This window comes from Providencia sp. PROV048 (genome assembly GCF_033688165.1).
Lineage (GTDB): Bacteria > Pseudomonadota > Gammaproteobacteria > Enterobacterales > Enterobacteriaceae > Providencia > Providencia hangzhouensis.
The window spans coordinates 1,317,092-1,336,390 of the sequence record NZ_CP096360.1 but is presented as its reverse complement, the minus strand read 5'-3'; the positions used below and the strand labels follow the sequence as shown (position 1 = coordinate 1,336,390).

Sequence of the window (19,299 nt, the reverse complement as noted above, 5' to 3'; positions counted from 1 at the left end):
ATATTATTTTACTGGTGAATAATACAATGATGTTTGTAACACACTTAATTCACTTATAATCAATGTAATGAGCTATATGTACCACCATTTATATTAACAACGCCATATAAAAAAGACGTAGGGTCAACATTGAAAAGATAAGCAAATTGAAATAATGAATCAACATCAATACAACTTTCTCCAGTCTCGAATCGATTCATTTCTTCTTCTGTTACACCGATTAAGCTGGCCATTCTTTCTATCGATATTTTATGGTTTTCTCGTTGTTTTCGGATTTTTATCCCTAGCATTTTAGCAATGCTTTCCTTGCCCATAATAACCTCTACTAAATATTAAAATGAATATTATTAACCGGTGCGTAAATTATCACCAACCATAAATTTATAAATTGACTTAAAATAATAAAATCCTAATTAAACAAGTCAATTTAAGATAATCCAACAATGAAATTAAAATAAAAAATTAGATAACCAGATGATATAACTAGATTAAATCAGTTTCATTATTTCATTTTCGTTGTGACGCTCATCACATAAAATGTAAAATTTAAGCGATATAGAAACTAGATTATCGTCTATCAACGACTAAAAAATTGTATTTCCAGTTTAACTAGATTTTAGCTTACATTTTCATTTTGATAAAATCATATTACCAAATTTAATGTTATAACCTTAGGAAATTCGTGACATTTTGTATTCATGCGTATCAATAAGTTTCCATAACGCAATTATAATAAAGAAAAAATTTCCCCATCATAAAAAAAGACGTTTTTTTTTATTTATTAGTCGAAGTTACAAGATTAGTTTTAGATTATAAAAATAAGATGATTTATAATACACTTATAGGGGAAAAGTACTTTTCAAGGTTAGTAAGTTACATTATATCACTCTTATTTTGAATCTCTAAAATAGATTGCTATAACAGTTTGTTTTAGATGTAAATAAAATCATTCCTCTACATTTATGCCATATTCATTACTTTCAGTCTATACACAGCATGTAAAAATTAGACAAATTATGTAAACGCCAAATAGGTGTATTTTAGTATTCACTCCCTCACCCTCTCAAAACTTACTTAACTTCACATCTTTTTAATAAAATTGTCAGTTAGCATGCTATCCTATTACGAGCACCTATGAATACTTGCCACTCATCGCACAAAGTTATTATATGGCTTCTTATTTTTATTGGTAAGTAAAGAGACCTGAAAGGATAATCATGCTACAAGAAAGCGTTATCAGGGAAATTATTCTCTGGATAGAACAAAATTTAGAATCACGCCTATCCCTAGATACTGTTGCCGATAAATCAGGATACACAAAATGGCACTTTCAGCGCCTATTTAAAAACCAAACAGGGCTCGCTCTTGGCTCCTATATCCGAGCAAGACGTCTTTCTTGTTCTGCTGTCGCATTACGACTAACAAATGACAGCATAATGGATATTTCTCTAAGATACCGTTTTGACTCACAACAAACTTTTTGTCGTGCATTTAAAAAGCAATTTAATCTGACACCTTCTGAATATAGAAAACGAGAAGGCTGGAAAGTTGAAGGGTTCTGTTTACCGCTACGAGAGAGTAAAGAACTCAACGTGAGTGTTAAATTGACCCAGTTACCGGCAATCAATTTACTTGGCACTAAACATCGTTACACTAAAGATATTAATGAATGGAACCTAAAAACGGATGAGTTGCGTCGGTACTATTGGATGGCTTTTTTTGATAAAAACCCTTATGTCACTCAGCATCTATATGCTATCCATGGTATTGACCAAAGCGCTAACGCAGAAGGGCACTTCCTATATACCACGGCTCTAGATGAACAAGATGTAGACATCGAACTTCCGCAAGCAACAAACTTACAGTTACCCTCTGGAAATTACTTAGAAATCAAAATTACTAGTAGCCTTCATGGTATAGATTATAATGATATTATCTATACTGCTTATGGAAAAGTACTTGCTGAAATGGATATCGTCCGTGGAGAAGGGCCTGATGTGGAACAATATGTCCTAAAATCTAAACCCTCTTATGAGGCATTCATTAATGATTCACGCAACTTCATTCAAGAACTAAATTATTATATTCCCGTTATTATTTAACAAGCGCCTATTTAATAACCAGCCAGCATCCCATACAAAATTGCATGGGATGCTAGTCTAATAATCAAAAAGTCACATTTATTTTTGCCCAGAAGTTTCTTCCTGGTTCGTTCACTGGCACATTGGATGAATAACCAAAACCACTATTCCCCGCTAAATTAAGGTGCTCGCTATAGGTTTTGTCAAAAAGATTATCAACACCTGCGCTTAATTTCATGTTTTCATTAATTTTATACGCTGTATTTAATGAAAAAATCGTGAAACCCGCACTTTTGCTGAAATCTTTACCCACTACATTTCCATCATTAATGGCAACACGATTTTGGCGGCTCACAACACGCACTAAGCCTGTCGTGGTCCAATCGCCTTTTTCCCACGATAAACCAAATCGGCTTTCCAACGGTGGCATTTGCGGTAATGCCTTTCCATCTGTACGGTTTTCCCCCCATGAATAAGCAAGGCTTGCATCCGCTTTCCACTCATCACTGAGCTTTTGGGCAACACCAAGTTCTCCGCCCATAATTAACGCATCCACATTTTCCACCTGACTCATTCGTGGATTTACTGCGCTATAACGGAAGAGAATAAAATCATCAACACGCCCCACATATGCAGAAACCCATGCATTAGTATCTTCATGGCTATATTTAGCACCAATATCTAACTGAGTCGTTTTTTCAGTTTTTAACTTATCAAATACATTATTGCTACCATCTGGTCCGAGTTTAGGCGAAAACAACTCCCAATAATCAGGAAAACGTTCGGTATAGCCGACACCGGCATATACCATAACAGGTGTATCAGATAAAGAATGCTCATAACGCGCAAAGCCCGCTGGCATCACCGTATTACGCCCTGAAGAGCCTACGCCTGTATTATTTTCAACTATCACACGATCTAAACGAGCCCCACTAACAACTTTACCTTGCTCAGTCGCATGCCAAGTTAGCTCACTAAAGACACCATAATCTTGGAATTGTGCATCTTTTTTCCAGCTATTATTATTGTTTTTACGATGTTTATTGGTCTGCATGTCAGCCCCTGCACGCAGTTCATAGTCTTTCCATAACCATGTTCCCATGGTACGGCCGCCCATGGTTTCACGGTCAACTCGCATTTTCATTGGCATATTCATCATACCGTGGCCTCCATGCCCCATATGCCCGCCCCCCATTCCACCGCCTGATGGAGTACGAAGCGAGTAATTATCCATAATATGATCGGCGTAATTGTAGTAAACATTTGCTTCAACTTTATCTAAAACATCACCGATATTACTCTTTTCAAAGCGTAAGCCTAAGCTTTCACGTTTAAACTGAGAGCCATCCATTCCCCTCCCTGCATAACGAGCTTCGCCGTCGCCTTTACCAGCGGTTAATTCTAATAATGTATATTCATCTGGCGTCCAGCCGATAGCAATATCAGCGTTCCACTTATCCCATTTAGAGGGAACCTTATCACCATTGCCATCTTTATAATCATTTGAACGTGATTTATTACCAATAACACGAACATAACCCGTTTCATTACCTAAGCTAATATCAGCATTACCATCCCAACGCTCATTAGATGCCGTTAAGGCACTTGCGTTGCCTTTAATACCTGCTTCAGTAAATAGCGGTTTTTCGCGCTCAAACCGGATTGTTCCTGCTGAATTCCCAGGCCCCCATAAAACAGTTTGTGGCCCTTTAATCATATTTAATACATCAAAGTTTTCCGGTGAAATATAAGAAGTCGGTGCATCCATACGAGAAGGGCATGCACCCAACATTTCACTATCATTGGTTAAAATACGCAAACGAGACCCAAACATGCCACGAAAAACCGGATCTCCGTTAGTTCCACCGTTACGTATCTGTGAAAAGCCTGGGATCGTTTTAAGGTAATCAGAACCATCACTCGCAGGGACGGGCTGCCTTGGTGTTTTAGGGGATGTCGTAATAGTCAATGGTGAATCGACTGGCGCAGTAACAATCATCACTGAGTTATTTGAGATTGGACTTTGGTTGATTTCAGTTTTAGCGACTGTAGGCGCTGTAAAAATCGCACTAATAACCAGCGTTGCAATAGGAGCCACTTTAAAAACGTGTGTGTTCATTTTTTACCTGTTTCTTAGAATATAGGTACGCTGCTTTCGCCTCTTAGCTTGCAAATACATTTTCAGCACCCATGGGTGAACCTCTTAAAAATCAAAGAAATTCAAGATGAACGAAAACGCTTTGGACAATAAAGGCAAGAATAGCAATTAAATTAATTTGTAAGATTTATCATGCTAAGACATCAGTAAATAGGCGGGGCTCTAGCGAGATGTAATGACCATGGTCTAAATAACCAAATGTGAACGTAGCGCTCAAAAGGAACAAATAGAGTCAGCGTGGCGAGTTGTCGAATAACCGCAGCAATAAATAAGATAAGAAATGGAAAGTGGACCAATAACTGACAGTAACCACATGCAATGTCTTCCATCGGAGACTGCCCCATCCCCGTCATTAACATATGATTCATTGGTGTAGAAACGTCACAATTTTCAGGCATTGGCATACTATGATGCGAATGCCTCGATTGGTCTGCCATTGATAAATGCTCAACTACACTATTAGAGCTAGGGCTCACGCAGTGTTCCATCAGCCTCATCGATTTAGAGAACAATGGAGCAATAAACAGCATAGCCACAGCCAATAATGCAAGGTAGGCAGCAAATTGTCTGATTGAAGTGTGCAGGTGCAACGTTTTTCCGTCATCTGAGTACGAATTTTATAGCGCGAAATTGTATCTTATTTGGAGGATGGATGTTATTAATTTTCACCATTAATGTTAAGTAGGACCTACCTCTACATGTAATGAACTAAAAAACAAACAATTACCAATAAAAATCAATCTATTGATTAAATCTCTACTCTTACGACAATAGACTGAAATTAAAGCAAATAATAAGCTAATTATTTATCTATAAACCATCTAGACCTAACGATTTAGATGAGACCATTTTGTGTTAGCCACTATTTTAGTTATCTCTTCTTTAGTTGGAATTAATATGAGTTTATCCAATTCAATCCAAACCGTTTTGGTAAATTGAAATCGGTTATCCGGTGTAAAACCGCTCAATTTGTTCTGTTGATATTCCTCCTTTTCTTTATCGCTGACGCCTTGTCTGAACTCTTCATAGGCGACCATGAATTGTTTTGTTTCCTTACCATCTAGCCCTTTTTTGAAGGTTACCAAAATTTTATAGCTGAGTTTTCCTCTGAGAAAACTTTTAGTCGTATCGGATAGTGATTGATATGCAGCAATTTTGTCGTCTTTTGCTTTTTGAATATATTGTAGACTTCTTGGTGTCTGATTTATTTGGTAATTTGGTTGAGCTCTAGCTAACGCACCCTTTTTAACTGGCGTTCTGTGGACGCGATTTAGATTGCTTGGTTCCGAATTCGAACGATTTAATACCAATGCCCCTGATATATTTTTTTGATGAATCTTTGAAGGTTCTGAATAGGCATGCCTTAACGTGGGTAGCCGAATGGGAATTTTTGACCCTGTCAGGTCAATCTGTTTTTTTTGTTTAATATTATCAACAAATCGACCTAATTTTTGCTGCTGATTCACAAGCTTAGCTTTAACTTCCTTATCTAATATAAGTCGATTCAAATTTGAAATGATTGGATGAGAGATATTCGTTAGATGAGAATTACGCATTGGTTGAGTTGACATATTGCTTCCTTTTATCTAGTTATAAACTCAAACTATGTTAAAAGAATTAGTATCAATATTCTTTAATAAACCGAAGCAATTCAAACTGTAGATTTATATTTTGAAGAGTCGCGTTATACAGGAGAACACCTGTATAACGCGATTAGAGAAAAAAATTACTTATCCGCTGGCAGCCCTTTCTTTTCGTGTACCATCATCAGTGCCTGTTCAACACTACGCTCGATAATAGGACGACGTTGGTCATTCTCAGGCAGTAGTTTTAACATCATTTGCCAAGCCGAGATGGCCTCTGCATAACGCTCTTGCTCAAATGCATTGAATGCAAAAATACTTAATGCTTTTACATTGGTACGGTCTTCAGCAATGACCTTTTTAAGTAGCTCTGCACCTTGGCGGTTATCTTCTGGGTCAGAAGAACGCGTCAAAACCTCCGCATATCCCATCACTACATTTTCATTTTTAGGGGCTAGGCGATAAGCGCGGCCATAGGCATCGGTTGCCATAGTCGCATTTCCCAACACCATACCAATACGGCCTAGCATTTCCCACGCTTCGACATTTTGCGGGTCTTCCTGCAATCGAGTGCGTAACCCTAAAGCAAGGTGTTCCATTTCCGCATTATTGAGTGGCGGCTCAGATGGATCTAGCGCTCTATCTAACAAAGCAGGAGCTTGCTGGTAGGCATTATTCCAATCTGCCACTTTCTCGTAACTGCCTACCTGATAATAAGCCCCACCCGCAACACCTAATGCGATGATAAACCCGGGTAAATAAACCCAATTGCTGGTACGAGAGGCCTCAGGCAATGCTTCCTCATCACCCTGCTCAACCTGTTTTAATCTAACGCGTTTTTTAGAACGGGCAAAAATGATCCAGCCGCCTACCGCTATCGCAACAAACGGTAACCCCCATAGCATCACCGTGAGCGGTGTCAGTGGTGGGTTATAAGTGACGAAGTAACCATAGCGAGCAACCATATAATCAACGATTTCATCGCGGTTTTTGCCTTCTTTCATTAACTCATACACTTTTTGGCGCAAATCCAGTGCAATCATTGAGTTAGAATCCGCAATACTGTTGTTTTGGCATTTAGGACAACGTAGCTCTTCCGTTAATTTACGAAATTGCTGCTCTTGCTGTTCATTATCGAAAGTAAACACTTCTGTCGATGCATATGTCACCGTTGCGCTTAACGCTAACATCAATAAACCCAATAAATACCTCATTGGTTCGCCTCCTGATTATAGCGCTCCCAAAGGGGTTTAAATTCTTTTTCCCAAACGCGCTCGTCCATTGCCCCTGCGTGACGATAACGGATCACACCATTGCCATCAATTAAGAAGGTTTCAGGTGCACCATATACCCCTAAATCAAGGCCTAACATACCTTCACCATCAAATAAGCTTAGGGCATAAGGGTTGCCTAACTCACGCAACCACACAATGGCTTTATCTCGTTTATCTTTATAATTCAGCCCGACCACTCGAACACCTTGTGCAGACAATTTATTCAAATATTGATGTTCTGCACGGCATGTTGGGCACCATGTCGCCCAAACATTCAACAAAATAGGTTGCCCTTGTGTTAATACATCGGATTCGTAGTGCTGCCCCGGATTTTCAAGTGATTCAAGGCGAAAAACAGGCACTGGCTTACCAATTAAAGCAGACTCTAATAAACGGGGATCATCCCCTTCCGCATTGCGCATCAATTGCCATAACAGGACCGCAGCAATTCCTGCAAAAATAATAAAAGGAATTAAGAAGACTTTGCGGTTCATGCTGTTTCCCCTTGTAATTTACGACGACGATAACGTGGGTCAAACAAACAAAATAACGCACCGATAGCCATTAACACACCACCAGACCAGATCCAACGAACAAACGGTTTATAATACAAACGCATCGTCCACGTATCTTTCGCGACTTCCTCACCCAATGCCGCATATAAATCGCGAGTAAAACCGCCATCAATCGCAGCTTCAGTCATAACAGCTCGGCTTACGCTATAAAAACGTTTTTCAGGCATTAAAACACCGATGACTTTGTCTTTCTCTTTCACTGAAATACTACCAATAACGCCTTGATAATTAGGGCCATCAGCCTCTTTTACGCCATTAAATACAAAGGTATAAGCACGAATTGAAATGCTATCGCCCGGTTTCATTTTCACATCACGCTCAATACTGTAATTTTGGCTAAAGGCAATACCGACGATAGTTACCGCTAAACCTAAGTGAGCCAGTACCATACCCCAGTAACTTGGCGTGAGCTTGATTTTCTTACTGATGCGCACTCGCATTTCCGCAAATGCAAGAATGGCTATCCAACACGCCATCATTAAGCCGACAACCGTCAGCGCTTCTACCCTATCTTCCATCAGTAATGGCAGGGCAAAAGAGAGAATAACGGTTAATACCGTTGCAATGATTAATAATTTTTTGATAGCGGCAGGACGGTCACGCCCCCAACGTACAAGTGGACCAATCCCCAGTAACAAGGCAAATGGCACCATCAATGCTATAAACATGGTATTAAAGAATGGTTCACCAATAGAAATTGTACCAAGGCCAATTTGTTTATGAACCAAGGGTAGCAATGTACCGAGTAACACGACTAACATCGCTGCTGTTAGGATAACGTTATTACCCAATAACATGGATTCACGCGACCATAAGGCATTGTTCACCCTTGAGCGTACCTTGTGCCCACGCAGTGCAAACACCAGTAAAGAGCCGCCAATCACTAACACCATGAAGGCTAAGATGAATAACCCTCGAGATGGGTCTGAGGCGAAGGCGTGTACAGAAACTAATACCCCCGAGCGAACCAAGAACGTCCCGAGTAAACACAATGAGAAAGCAAAAATCGATAATAATAGTGACCATGCTTTAAACGTGGCTCGCTGTTCAGTGACGGAGAGTGAGTGGATCAATGCCGTTCCCACTAACCATGGCATAAAGGAGGCGTTTTCTACTGGATCCCAGAACCACCAACCTCCCCAGCCTAATTCATAATAGGCCCATGCGGAACCTAGCATGATCCCTAGCGTTAAAAAGAACCATGCTGCCATCGTCCAAGGGCGAGCGAAGCGCGTGAAGGAGCTATCTAACCGACCACTTAATAATGCTGCAATCGCAAAGGCAAATGCCACTGAGAAGCCGACATAGCCCATATATAACAATGGTGGATGGAAAATCAGCCCAGGGTCTTGCAGTAATGGATTGAGGTCACGCCCTTCAATCGGAAAGGCGGGCAGCGTGCGAGAAAATGGATTTGACGTAAAGATGATAAACAGTAAAAAACCAACGCTAACCATCCCCATGACCGCTAAAACACGGGCGACAATGTCGAGAGGCATTCGGTAACTGCAAATTGCCACCGCAAATGTCCAGCCGCTCATTAATAATACCCAAAGTAATAATGAGCCTTCATGAGCTCCCCATGTTGCCGCAACACGGTACCAAATCGGCAATTGCGTATTAGAGTTATTGGCAACATAAGTGACTGAGAAATCATTAACAACAAAGGCATTCACTAATACTAGGAATGCCCCTGTTACACAGAGAAAAAGTAACCATGCTAATGGACGTGATGATGCCATTAAACGTGCATCATTACGTGCTACTCCCCAAAGCGGGTAAAAAGACAGCAAAACAGCGAGACCTAACGCCAAGCACAGTAAAACGCTACCAATTTCCGGGATCATGATGCATTGTCCTTATAGGCAGCAGCTGGCCTGCGGTGGTTTTCCTGCATCGCTTTTTCAACTTCTGGCGGCGTGTAGTTTTCATCATGTTTCGCAAGGACTTCTTTCGCTAAAATATGATTATTCTCTTGTAATTCGCCTTGAACAACGACACCTTGCCCTTCTTTGAATAAGTCAGGCAAAATTCCGTGATAGCTGACGTCCACTTCACCTTCGGCATCATAAACCGTAAAAGTGATATTGACAGCATTAGAGACAGGGTCAGAATCGCGTACCACACTGCCTGGCATCACCATGCCGCCAACGCGCAAACGTTGCCCAACTTCAGGGATTTGTTGAGTTTCTCGCTTACCATAGATGATTTCACCGGGGGTATAAAACAAGTCAATACTTGAGCGCAATGCGTAGAGAATCAATGCGAGGGTTAACCCCACGCCAACCAATATGGAACAGATCAACCAAAGTCGGTTACGACGACGAATATTCACACTCCCTCCCTACGCGCTCTTGCTGCTTTTTGTCTTACTTCACGAGCTTGCTGTTGAATAATTGCATTTATTATCATTTTTCTTTGTATGTATGTATGCAAACAGAGTAACAAAATAGGTATTAATGTCAGCGCAACCGCCAGCCATACATAAAAACCATAGCCGCCCATCGCCCAAAATTCACTCCAAGATGCAAATGCGCTAGTCATGATTGACGTCCTTTTTTATTCACAATATCTAATACCCATGGACGGTTACGTTCTAACAACAATAATTGACTACGTAAACGAATTAACGTTAATGAGATAAAGAGAAATAGGTAACCAAGGATAGCTAAACGTAGTGGCGTACGCATAGCTGGGTTGATACTTTCTTGCATACGCGTCGAAGGTTGATGCAAAGTTTGCCACCATTCAACTGAATAATGAATAATAGGTAAGTTAATCACACCAATTAATACTAAAATCGCAGCGGCCTTTCCTGCTGTACGACGGTCATCAAAAGCATGCCATAAAGCAATAATCCCCACATAAAGAAAAAATAGAATTAGTTCAGAGGTTAAACGTGCATCCCATACCCACCATGCACCCCACATTGGTTTACCCCATGTCGCACCTGTCACCAAGGCAATAAAAGTAAATACCGCCCCTATCGGTGCCATTGCCGCTATCGCCAATTCAGAGACTTTCAGTTGCCAGACAAGACCAACAAAAGCAGTAATTGCCATTGTGGCATAAATGCCCATCGACCACATCGCGGCAGGAACGTGGATATACATAATACGATAACTTTGGCTTTGGACTTTATCGGTTGGCGCAAAGCCAAATCCCCAAATCCACCCCACCGCTAAACAAATTACACTCAATATAATAAACCACGGTATTAGACGCCCACATAACCGGTAAAGGTTAACTGGGATGGCAAGTTGATGAAGCTTTTTCCACATAGTTTAATTACCCTGATTTATTATATTGTTAGTAAATGCTGCGTGACAGAATCATACAATACACATTAAAAAAGCAAATATATTGATTTAACACAAATATAACTTAGGCTGATCATACTCAAACGCATAACCAGCCTATTTATTGATCATTACTTATAATTTATCGGTATAACTCATCATAAAATGATTACCTTAAATTAAAAGCCAGGTTCAACTTCACGCATGTCCGGCAATTTATGGGCAATTCCTTTGTGACAGTCAATGCAAGTTTTACCATCAGTGATGGCTTGGTCATGCATTTTAGCTGCAACCCCTTTTTGTGCCGTGAAATCCATATACTCAAAATTGTGGCAGTTACGACACTCTTGTGAGTCGTTATTTTTCATCCGTCGCCACTCACTTTGCGCCATCGCTAACCGATGGTCTTCAAATTTTTGAGGCGTGTCGATGATGCCAAAAATTTTCCCGTATAGCTCCTTACTCGCTTGAATTTTACGCACCATTTTTGGGCCAAACTCATGCGGTACGTGACAATCTGGGCAAGTTGCGCGAACACCACTACGGTTAGTATAGTGAATAGTATCCATATATTCTTCATAGACATTCTCACGCATTTCATGGCAGCTAATACAAAACTCTTCCGTATTGGCCATTTCCATACCCGTATTGAAGCCGCCCCAGAAGATAACACCACTCACAAAACCAATCAGCAATAAGGTTCCTAATGCTAAACGGCTTGGCCTACGCCACCACCGCCATACTCGGCCGATTAATCCAAACAAGCCCTTTTTCTTCGGCTTGTCATCATTTATTTGCTTATCATTGTTATTTGACATAATTCCCCCTTATTTCCCAAAACCTTTGGATGGGGTAAATGTGTTATCAACAATCGGTGCCGTGTCTGATTGCGGCACGTGGCACTGTAGACAGAAGTAGCGGTTTGGTGCGACTTCGCCAAGAACTTTGCCTGTTGCATCCATAAAGTGCGTTGGGCTAACTCTTGGTGCCCCTGTGGTGCGATAATTTTCCACACCATGGCATTGCAAACAACGATTAGTATTAGTGGTAATTTGATAACCTTCAACACTATGTGGGATCATTGGCGGTTGATTCACATAGTTTAATGCCATTCTTTCTTGCTCTTTCGGAATATGAATGCTTCCTTCTGACGTACCGGATACTTCTGGTGATTGGGTCAGGTCTACACCATTAGCAGCCCAAACAAGACTGCTTACAACAAAGGCCATTCCAGCCACCCAACGGCTGATCGTCTTTTTCAGGACAGGATTTTTCATGATTTTGCTCCCGAACTCCATCTTAGTGTTATTTTAAAAACATCCTCAGAACAAACATCAATGCAACGACCGCAAGTGATACAATCTTTATCTGATATTTGTGCTGGAGCTTGTTTATCTAGGACCGGTGCACGCAGAACTTGCGGCTCCGGACAAATGTGGAAACAGTCCATACAACGGCTACAGTTTTCTTTATTTTCCGCTGTAACAACTAGTGCGCCCTTACACCCTGCCACGCCATATAGCGCACCTAATGGGCAAAGGTGACCGCACCAACCATGTTCCACAACTAATAAATCGAATAAAAACAGTGCAACTAAAACCAATGCACCGCTGCCAAAACCAAAAATTAAACTGCGCCCCATTAATGAAACTGGATTAAGCCATTCCCAAAGTAAGGTTCCTGTAATAGCAGAACCAATCAGGATAACCACCAGCAATACATAACGAATATTGCGTGGTATCGTTGCGGACTGGTTAAAATCAAACTTACGTCTTAACCACGCCGCGGCATCCGTCACTGGGTTTACAGGACAAACCCAACTGCAGAAAATACGCTTACCCAACAGTGCATAAACCCCGAATACGATAGCAGCCCCAACTAATGCTGAGATCCCCGGTAAGTAACCACTTGCTAAGCTCTCTAAGGTGATTAATGGGTCAGTCAAAGGTACGGTATCTAACAATAAGCTACTGCTGTAGTTACCATGTAAAATCCACACCCCAAACCATGGCCCACTCAAGAACATCGCTAACACCAGCAATTGGCTTATGCGTCTAAATACCAACCACTTGTGGCTCTGCCACCAACCTTTTTTTGCCTGAGCTTCACGTCCGGCATCACGTTTACGATTCGCCATTGTTACCCTCCAGCCAACCAAAGCGGTAATGGTGTCCTAACTCACCTTTTGCTAACGACCTTGGTAATACCTTGATAGCCGCCTCTTCCAATACACAAGCCTGTTCACATTTACCGCATCCCGTGCAGTAATTGCTATTGACTGTGGGTAAGAAGCGCGCGTGCTTACCTGTTCGGTGGTTTTGTTCAAGTTCCAATGTGATGGCTTCATCAATCAGTGGACATACGCGGTAACATACATCACACCTTAGCCCTTGAAAGTTCAAGCAGTTTTCCTGATCGAGTAAAACGGCTAACCCCATGCGTGCATCGTTAATCGACTCAATGTCTTTATCCAATGCACCACTTGGGCAAACTTTGGCGCAAGGAATGTCCTCACACATTTCACACGGGTTTTCTCGAGCGATAAAGTACGGCGTTCCTGAAGCCAAGCCTGATGCCAATGTCGCTAATTTTAACATGTCATACGGACAGGCTTGAACGCATTGCCCACAACGGACACATGCACTGGCAAATGCTTTTTCATCAAGAGCTCCCGGCGGGCGAAGCTTAACTCCACTCGCACGGGAAGTTTGTTGCTGAAGCCCCAGCACCACACCAACAGCCGCCAACCCACCCGCAGTGCGGGCGACATCGCGTAAAAAGCGACGACGACTGTTCTGGGACTTAGCCTGTTGAGACTTAGCTTTCTGGGGCATGAGCAATTACACCTTTTCCAGTTTAACGGCACATTTTTTGTAATCCGTTTCTTTTGAAAGCGGATCGGTTGCATCCAGTGTTAAGTTATTCACTAGCTGCGCAGCATCGAAGAACGCCATGTAAACTAAGCCTTTTGGTGGTCTATTACGGCCACGAGTTTCAACAATCGTGGTCACATCACCACGGCGTGAAACTACTTTGACTTTATCACCACGGCGTAAACCTCTCTCTTTCGCATCGATTGGATGTATAAACACAAGAGATTCAGGGAAAGCACGGTGTAGTTCAGGAACACGGCGTGTCATACTACCGGTATGCCAATGTTCTAATACACGGCCTGTTGATAACCATAAGTCATATTCTTTATCTGGCGATTCAGCAGCAGGCTCAAATGGCAATGCAAAAATGACCGCTTTACCATCGGGTTTACCGTAGAATTGATAACCCGCGCCAGCCTTAACGTAAGGGTCATTTCCTTCGCTATAACGCCACTGCGTTTCTTTGCCATCAACCACTGGCCAACGGATACCGCGCGCTTTGTGGTAGTCATCAAAATCAGCCAAGTCATGACCATGACCACGACCAAAGCCAGCGTATTCTTCGAACAGCCCTTTTTGTAAGTAGAAGCCTAATTCACGTGATTCATCGTTAAGTTGGTCTTCGGCTAACTCGCTTACAGGGAACTTCGTTACCGCTTGGTTAGCGAATAACACGTCATACAACGTTTTACCGCGTAATTCAGGTTTTTTCGCGAGTAACTCTTCAGGCCACACTTCATCCGTTGTAAAGCGTTTAGAGAACAACACCATCTGCATTAAGTCAGATTTCGCTTCGCCTGGTGCTTTAACTTGCTGACGCCAAAACTGAGTACGACGTTCCGCATTACCGTAAGCGCCTTCTTTTTCTACCCACATTGCTGTTGGTAAAATCAAGTCAGCAGCTAACGCACTTACTGTTGGATAGGGGTCAGAAACCACAATAAAGTTGCGAGGGTCACGCCAACCTGGCATACGCTCTTGGTTGATATTCGGGCCCGCTTGCATGTTGTTGTTACACATTACCCAGTAAAAATTCAATTTACCGTCTTTTAAAGCGCGGTCTTGGGCAACGGCATGTAAACCGACTTTTTCAGGGATCGTCCCAGCAGGTAACCCCCATACACCTTCTACTTTTTCACGGTGTTTTTCATTGGTAACCACCATGTCCGCTGGTAAACGGTGTGAGAACGTACCAACTTCACGAGCGGTACCACACGCTGATGGCTGACCGGTTAATGAGAACGGCCCACAGCCAGGTTGAGAAATTTTCCCTGTCAGTAAGTGCAGGTTATACACTAAGTTATTTGCCCAAACACCGCGAGTGTGCTGGTTAAAGCCCATGGTCCAATAAGAAACCACTTTAGTTTTAGGGTCTGCGTAAAGTTTAGCGAGTTCTTCTAACTGATCTTTTGGAACCCCTGTCATTTCTACAGTTTTGTCTAAAGTATATTCCGCAACAAAGGCTTTATATTCATCCCACGTCATTGGCTCAGATGCATCAGAACCTGCATTTTTCGCTTTTTGTTCGAGTGGATGAGTTGGGCGTAATCCATAACCGATATCTGTTGCACCACGACGTAAATTCACGTGTTTATCAAGGAATTCCTGATTAACTGCATTATTTTGAATAATATAATTCGCAATATAGTTCAGGATCACTAAGTCAGATTGTGGTGTAAAAACGATACCGTTATCCGCTAATTCAAAGCTACGGTGTTTAAAAGTCGATAACACGGCAACACGCACGTCAGGGTTAGACAGACGGCGGTTGGTGATACGAGACCACAAGATTGGGTGCATTTCTGCCATGTTTGAGCCCCAAAGGACAAACGCGTCAGCATGCTCAATGTCATCATAACAACCCATTGGCTCATCCATACCGAAAGTACGCATGAAGCCCACTACCGCAGAAGCCATACAGTGGCGTGCATTAGGGTCTAAGTTATTAGAACGGAATCCACCTTTGAACAGTTTTGATGCTGCATAGCCTTCCCAAACTGTCCACTGACCCGAACCGAACATACCGATCCCTTCAGGGCCTTTTTCTTTTAATGTGGTTTTGACTTTTTCTTCCATAACATCAAAGGCTTGTTCCCACGTGATCGGTGTGAACTCCCCATTTTTGTCATATTCACCGTCTTTCATACGCAACATTGGCTGCGTTAAACGGTCTTTTCCGTACATGATTTTAGGTAAGAAATACCCTTTGATACAGTTTAGACCACGGTTTACAGGCGCTTCTGGGTCACCTTGGCTGGCTACGATGCGACCATTTTGAGTTCCCACCAATACCCCACAGCCTGTACCACAAAAACGGCAAGGGGCTTTGTCCCATTTAATACTTTCTTGTTGGCCAACCACTGCTTTCGCAATGCTTGGTGCGCCAATACCGGCCGCCGCAGCAGCGGCCGCTATCGCATTGGCTTTCATAAAGCTACGACGACTGAGTTTCATAATCTTCCTCACCTTGCTCTTCCTGCTGGTGGTAAACCAGCGAAACATCTAGTACGCCGTCAATATCGCGTACTAAATCAATAGTATCTAACAACGTTCTACTACCTTGCCCTTCAACAACCACAATCAGTTTTCCGTTTTCTGGGGCGCTTAACGCCACCTCACAATTAGAAAGTTGATTAATTTCTTCGGCCACAGTAGACAGTCGTTCACTTTTTACTTGTACTATTAAACTGCACACTTGATAGTTACTGTGCATGTTCATGCTCCACGGTAATGGCTGAAACTGGGCAACCTGCGACACAAGCACCACAGCCTGTACAACCTGGTGTTTCTACTTTTGGCTGGTATATACCGGCCATTGACGGACGAAAAGAGATGACTTCAGGCTCACAACTGTCTTGGCAACGTCGACATTCAATCGAAAGATAAGCAAGACAATTTTGGCCAATCGAAATTGAGATATCCCAAGGTTGGGAATGTTTTGGAAGGAAAATAGGTTCTGGACATGCTGTTGCACATGCATAGCAAAATGTACATTCACCACGCTTAAAATCAACAACAGGGTAGCCCCCTGCTCCTGGTTGGATAATTGCCGTTTCGCAACTTTCAACACAGGCATTGCAACGGGTACACAATTCGATAAATTGCGTTTCACTACCACTCCATGGCGGCCGAACCACTGGGGCTGCACTACGCCACGCACCAGTTAATACTCCCCGACGGGTGAGATCAACCATGTTTTTTTCCTTTACATTGCCAACAAAAAAACTAAAACGTATTGATAAACCGCATTTTTTATATGTGTATTTATGAGAAATATTAACGATAGAGGTTATAAAAATACATACTACCAAGTAGGTAAAAGAGGTAATTCCCCGTATACGACTAGAAATGACAACATTTACGTTATTTACTCGCCATTAGCTAAAAATAGCATCAAAATGATAAGCAAGTAGGCCTTTTTAATTATTTATTAACATTTTTTTAATATGTATTATTAATTTAAACTCAAGTTTTAATTTTTTAAATTATAATTCCAGCTCAAAACTACTACTAAAGTGGTATATGCAATGTCATTTAGCAAAAAAATATCTGTATTTTTTTTGATATTAAACAACTTTCATTTCTAACTTTATTTTAAAAACAGCACTCAAATATTTAAAATAAAAAAATTATTTTAAAATCAATAAAATAAAATCAGATAACGCCAAATATCAAAATAAGAATCATTACTAATTAATTATTAAAAGTAACAGTTTAAAACTACAGAAAAATAACTATATCAATTTCAATAATACCTATTTTTTATTATTTCCTCACATTCTATTTCCTTATTACAAATTATCTTTTGATCAAAAACAATATTTTTAGTGTGGTTTTTTGTTACACATATAAATTGGCAATGTCTTGGTAGCAGATGAAAGCTTGCTATCAAACCTAAATAACAAAAAGATACCCAAAATAGTTCGAGTCACAGGTCACATTACAACAACAACTCGAAAAATGAAGGGATGACTGGCTAAAATTACTCGAGGCCCTTTTTATGGCAAACATAAGAAATAATGCACTATGCTTATTGAGTCTGGTTGCAGGAATATTTCTCTTTACCTCTGTTCATGCTCAAACTCCGACTAAAGATAGTACATCTACCATCAACGCTCGAAATGAAACTTTCGAAGCTGCTCACCCTGATCAATACCACTCTTGGCGAGCAACATCCGAGCAATCAAACCGAGAAGACGCATTAGCGGAAGACCCTCGCTTAGTCGTTCTCTGGGCTGGATACCCATTCTCACGCGACTACAACAAACCTCGTGGTCACGCCTATGCCATCATCGACGTCCGTGAAACCTTACGAACTGGTGCTCCGAAAGATGCCCAAGATGGCCCGCTTCCGATGGCATGTTGGAGCTGTAAAAGTCCCGATGTGGCTAGGCTTATCCAAGAACATGGCGAAGATGGCTATTTCGAAGGTAAGTGGGCAAAAGGTGGCCCAGAAGTGGTTAATGTCTTAGGCTGTGCAGATTGTCATAAAACAGACTCTGCGGATTTTGCAAAAGGTAAACCAGAGCTAACGCTTTCACGCCCTTATGCAGAGCGTGCAATGGAAGCGATTGGCAAACCGTTTGATAAAGCCAGTCGGTTCGACCAGCAATCCATGGTGTGTGGCCAATGCCACGTAGAATATTATTTCTCTGGTGATAAAAAAGCCGTGAAATTCCCATGGGATAACGGCACCAAAGTGGAAGATATGGAAGTCTACTACGACAACATTGGTTTCTCTGACTGGACCAACTCACTGTCGAAAGCGCCTATGCTAAAAGCCCAACACCCAGAATATGAAACTTGGAGTGCGGGTATTCATGGCAAAAATAACGTGACCTGTATTGATTGCCATATGCCAAAACTGCAAAACGAAAAAGGCGAACTGTATACCAGCCATAAAATTGGTAATCCATTCGACAATTTCGAACAAACCTGTAGCACTTGCCATACCCAAAGCAAACAACAACTGCAAGATGTGGTTGCTGAACGTAAAGTCGCTATCCAAGAGATGAAAATCAAAGCGGAAGACCAATTGGTTCGCGCTCACTTTGAAGCGAAAACCGCATGGGATGCAGGCGCAACAGAAGATGAAATGAAACCAATTTTAACCGATATTCGCCATGCACAATGGCGCTGGGATTTAGCTATCGCCTCCCACGGTATTCATATGCACGCACCAGATGAAGGCCTACGTATGTTAGGTGGTTCGATGGATAAAGCGGCAGATGCACGTACCAAACTCGCTCGCCTGTTAGGCTCTAAAGGCATCACCCATGAAATTGCCATTCCAGATATTTCAACCAAGGAAAAAGCACAACAAGCCATTGGTTTAGATATGCAAAAAATCAATGCGGAGAAACAAGAGTTCTTAAAAACTGTGGTTCCGCAATGGGATGACCAAGCTCGTAAAAATGACCTATTAGCCAAATAACCATGATTTGCCCCAAATAATG

The 19,299-nt window shown here is 41.7% G+C and carries 19 protein-coding genes; 2 read left to right on the top strand and 17 right to left on the bottom strand.

Annotated elements, in window-relative coordinates; all coding sequences use genetic code 11:
* Nucleotides 1–59: 59 nt before the first annotated feature.
* Complete coding sequence (locus M1F26_RS05695; protein ID WP_125891463.1) at nucleotides 60–314, bottom strand: helix-turn-helix domain-containing protein; 255 nt, start codon at nucleotides 312–314, stop codon at nucleotides 60–62.
* Nucleotides 315–1,217: 903 nt separating this feature from the next.
* Between M1F26_RS05695 and M1F26_RS05690 the strand changes: the two genes are divergently transcribed.
* Nucleotides 1,218–2,102: a helix-turn-helix domain-containing protein gene (locus M1F26_RS05690; RefSeq protein WP_125891464.1), complete on the top strand. Its 885-nt coding sequence runs from the start codon at nucleotides 1,218–1,220 to the stop codon at nucleotides 2,100–2,102.
* A gap of 64 nt (nucleotides 2,103–2,166) precedes the next feature.
* Here M1F26_RS05690 and M1F26_RS05685 read toward each other — a convergent pair whose 3' ends face one another.
* From M1F26_RS05685 to napF, 16 genes are all read right to left on the bottom strand, one after another.
* Nucleotides 2,167–4,200 (bottom strand): TonB-dependent copper receptor, encoded by a 2,034-nt coding sequence (locus M1F26_RS05685; RefSeq protein ID WP_140171085.1) that lies wholly within the window; start codon nucleotides 4,198–4,200, stop codon nucleotides 2,167–2,169.
* Between the two features lie 182 nt (nucleotides 4,201–4,382).
* Nucleotides 4,383–4,736, bottom strand: coding sequence for a DUF2946 domain-containing protein (locus tag M1F26_RS05680; protein WP_252728661.1), 354 nt, complete (start codon nucleotides 4,734–4,736; stop codon nucleotides 4,383–4,385).
* A gap of 330 nt (nucleotides 4,737–5,066) precedes the next feature.
* A complete protein-coding gene (locus tag M1F26_RS05675; RefSeq protein WP_140171089.1) occupies nucleotides 5,067–5,810 on the bottom strand; it encodes a hypothetical protein in 744 nt (247 codons plus the stop codon).
* Nucleotides 5,811–5,965: 155 nt separating this feature from the next.
* On the bottom strand, nucleotides 5,966–7,036 hold the full coding sequence (locus tag M1F26_RS05670) for a cytochrome c-type biogenesis protein CcmH (RefSeq protein ID WP_140171091.1): 1,071 nt from the start codon (nucleotides 7,034–7,036) through the stop codon (nucleotides 5,966–5,968).
* Nucleotides 7,033–7,590 carry a thiol:disulfide interchange protein DsbE gene (gene dsbE / locus M1F26_RS05665; protein WP_004262204.1) on the bottom strand — a complete coding sequence of 186 codons (558 nt, stop codon included), beginning with the start codon at nucleotides 7,588–7,590 and terminating at the stop codon, nucleotides 7,033–7,035. Before dsbE ends, M1F26_RS05670 begins: the two co-directional genes overlap by 4 nt.
* The gene (locus M1F26_RS05660) at nucleotides 7,587–9,518 is read right to left on the bottom strand and encodes a heme lyase CcmF/NrfE family subunit (protein ID WP_140171092.1); all 1,932 of its coding nucleotides are present in this window, start codon (nucleotides 9,516–9,518) and stop codon (nucleotides 7,587–7,589) included. Before M1F26_RS05660 ends, dsbE begins: the two co-directional genes overlap by 4 nt.
* A complete protein-coding gene (ccmE, locus tag M1F26_RS05655) occupies nucleotides 9,515–10,006 on the bottom strand; it encodes a cytochrome c maturation protein CcmE (RefSeq protein ID WP_036958480.1) in 492 nt (163 codons plus the stop codon). Before ccmE ends, M1F26_RS05660 begins: the two co-directional genes overlap by 4 nt.
* Nucleotides 10,003–10,215, bottom strand: a complete 213-nt coding sequence (gene ccmD, locus M1F26_RS05650) for a heme exporter protein CcmD (protein ID WP_004262214.1) — start codon at nucleotides 10,213–10,215, stop codon at nucleotides 10,003–10,005. Before ccmD ends, ccmE begins: the two co-directional genes overlap by 4 nt.
* Nucleotides 10,212–10,952: a heme ABC transporter permease gene (locus tag M1F26_RS05645; protein WP_140171094.1), complete on the bottom strand. Its 741-nt coding sequence runs from the start codon at nucleotides 10,950–10,952 to the stop codon at nucleotides 10,212–10,214. The genes ccmD and M1F26_RS05645 overlap by 4 nt, the downstream gene beginning before the upstream one ends.
* Nucleotides 10,953–11,149: 197 nt before the next feature.
* The gene (gene napC / locus M1F26_RS05640) at nucleotides 11,150–11,788 is read right to left on the bottom strand and encodes a cytochrome c-type protein NapC (RefSeq protein ID WP_004262224.1); all 639 of its coding nucleotides are present in this window, start codon (nucleotides 11,786–11,788) and stop codon (nucleotides 11,150–11,152) included.
* Between the two features lie 9 nt (nucleotides 11,789–11,797).
* Nucleotides 11,798–12,247: a nitrate reductase cytochrome c-type subunit gene (gene napB / locus M1F26_RS05635; RefSeq protein WP_004913351.1), complete on the bottom strand. Its 450-nt coding sequence runs from the start codon at nucleotides 12,245–12,247 to the stop codon at nucleotides 11,798–11,800.
* The gene (gene napH / locus M1F26_RS05630) at nucleotides 12,244–13,107 is read right to left on the bottom strand and encodes a quinol dehydrogenase ferredoxin subunit NapH (protein ID WP_004262229.1); all 864 of its coding nucleotides are present in this window, start codon (nucleotides 13,105–13,107) and stop codon (nucleotides 12,244–12,246) included. The genes napB and napH overlap by 4 nt, the downstream gene beginning before the upstream one ends.
* The gene (gene napG, locus M1F26_RS05625) at nucleotides 13,094–13,804 is read right to left on the bottom strand and encodes a ferredoxin-type protein NapG (protein ID WP_004262231.1); all 711 of its coding nucleotides are present in this window, start codon (nucleotides 13,802–13,804) and stop codon (nucleotides 13,094–13,096) included. The genes napH and napG overlap by 14 nt, the downstream gene beginning before the upstream one ends.
* Nucleotides 13,805–13,810: 6 nt before the next feature.
* Nucleotides 13,811–16,297: a nitrate reductase catalytic subunit NapA gene (gene napA / locus M1F26_RS05620; RefSeq protein WP_036958481.1), complete on the bottom strand. Its 2,487-nt coding sequence runs from the start codon at nucleotides 16,295–16,297 to the stop codon at nucleotides 13,811–13,813.
* Entirely contained in the window at nucleotides 16,278–16,556 is a 279-nt protein-coding gene (gene napD, locus M1F26_RS05615) for a chaperone NapD (RefSeq protein ID WP_036958482.1), read from the bottom strand. The genes napA and napD overlap by 20 nt, the downstream gene beginning before the upstream one ends.
* Entirely contained in the window at nucleotides 16,546–17,037 is a 492-nt protein-coding gene (gene napF / locus M1F26_RS05610) for a ferredoxin-type protein NapF (protein ID WP_004262238.1), read from the bottom strand. Before napF ends, napD begins: the two co-directional genes overlap by 11 nt.
* A gap of 806 nt (nucleotides 17,038–17,843) precedes the next feature.
* Here napF and nrfA point away from each other — a divergent pair.
* The gene (nrfA, locus tag M1F26_RS05605; protein ID WP_140171096.1) at nucleotides 17,844–19,277 is read left to right on the top strand and encodes an ammonia-forming nitrite reductase cytochrome c552 subunit; all 1,434 of its coding nucleotides are present in this window, start codon (nucleotides 17,844–17,846) and stop codon (nucleotides 19,275–19,277) included.
* The last annotated feature ends 22 nt before the right edge of the window (nucleotides 19,278–19,299 follow it).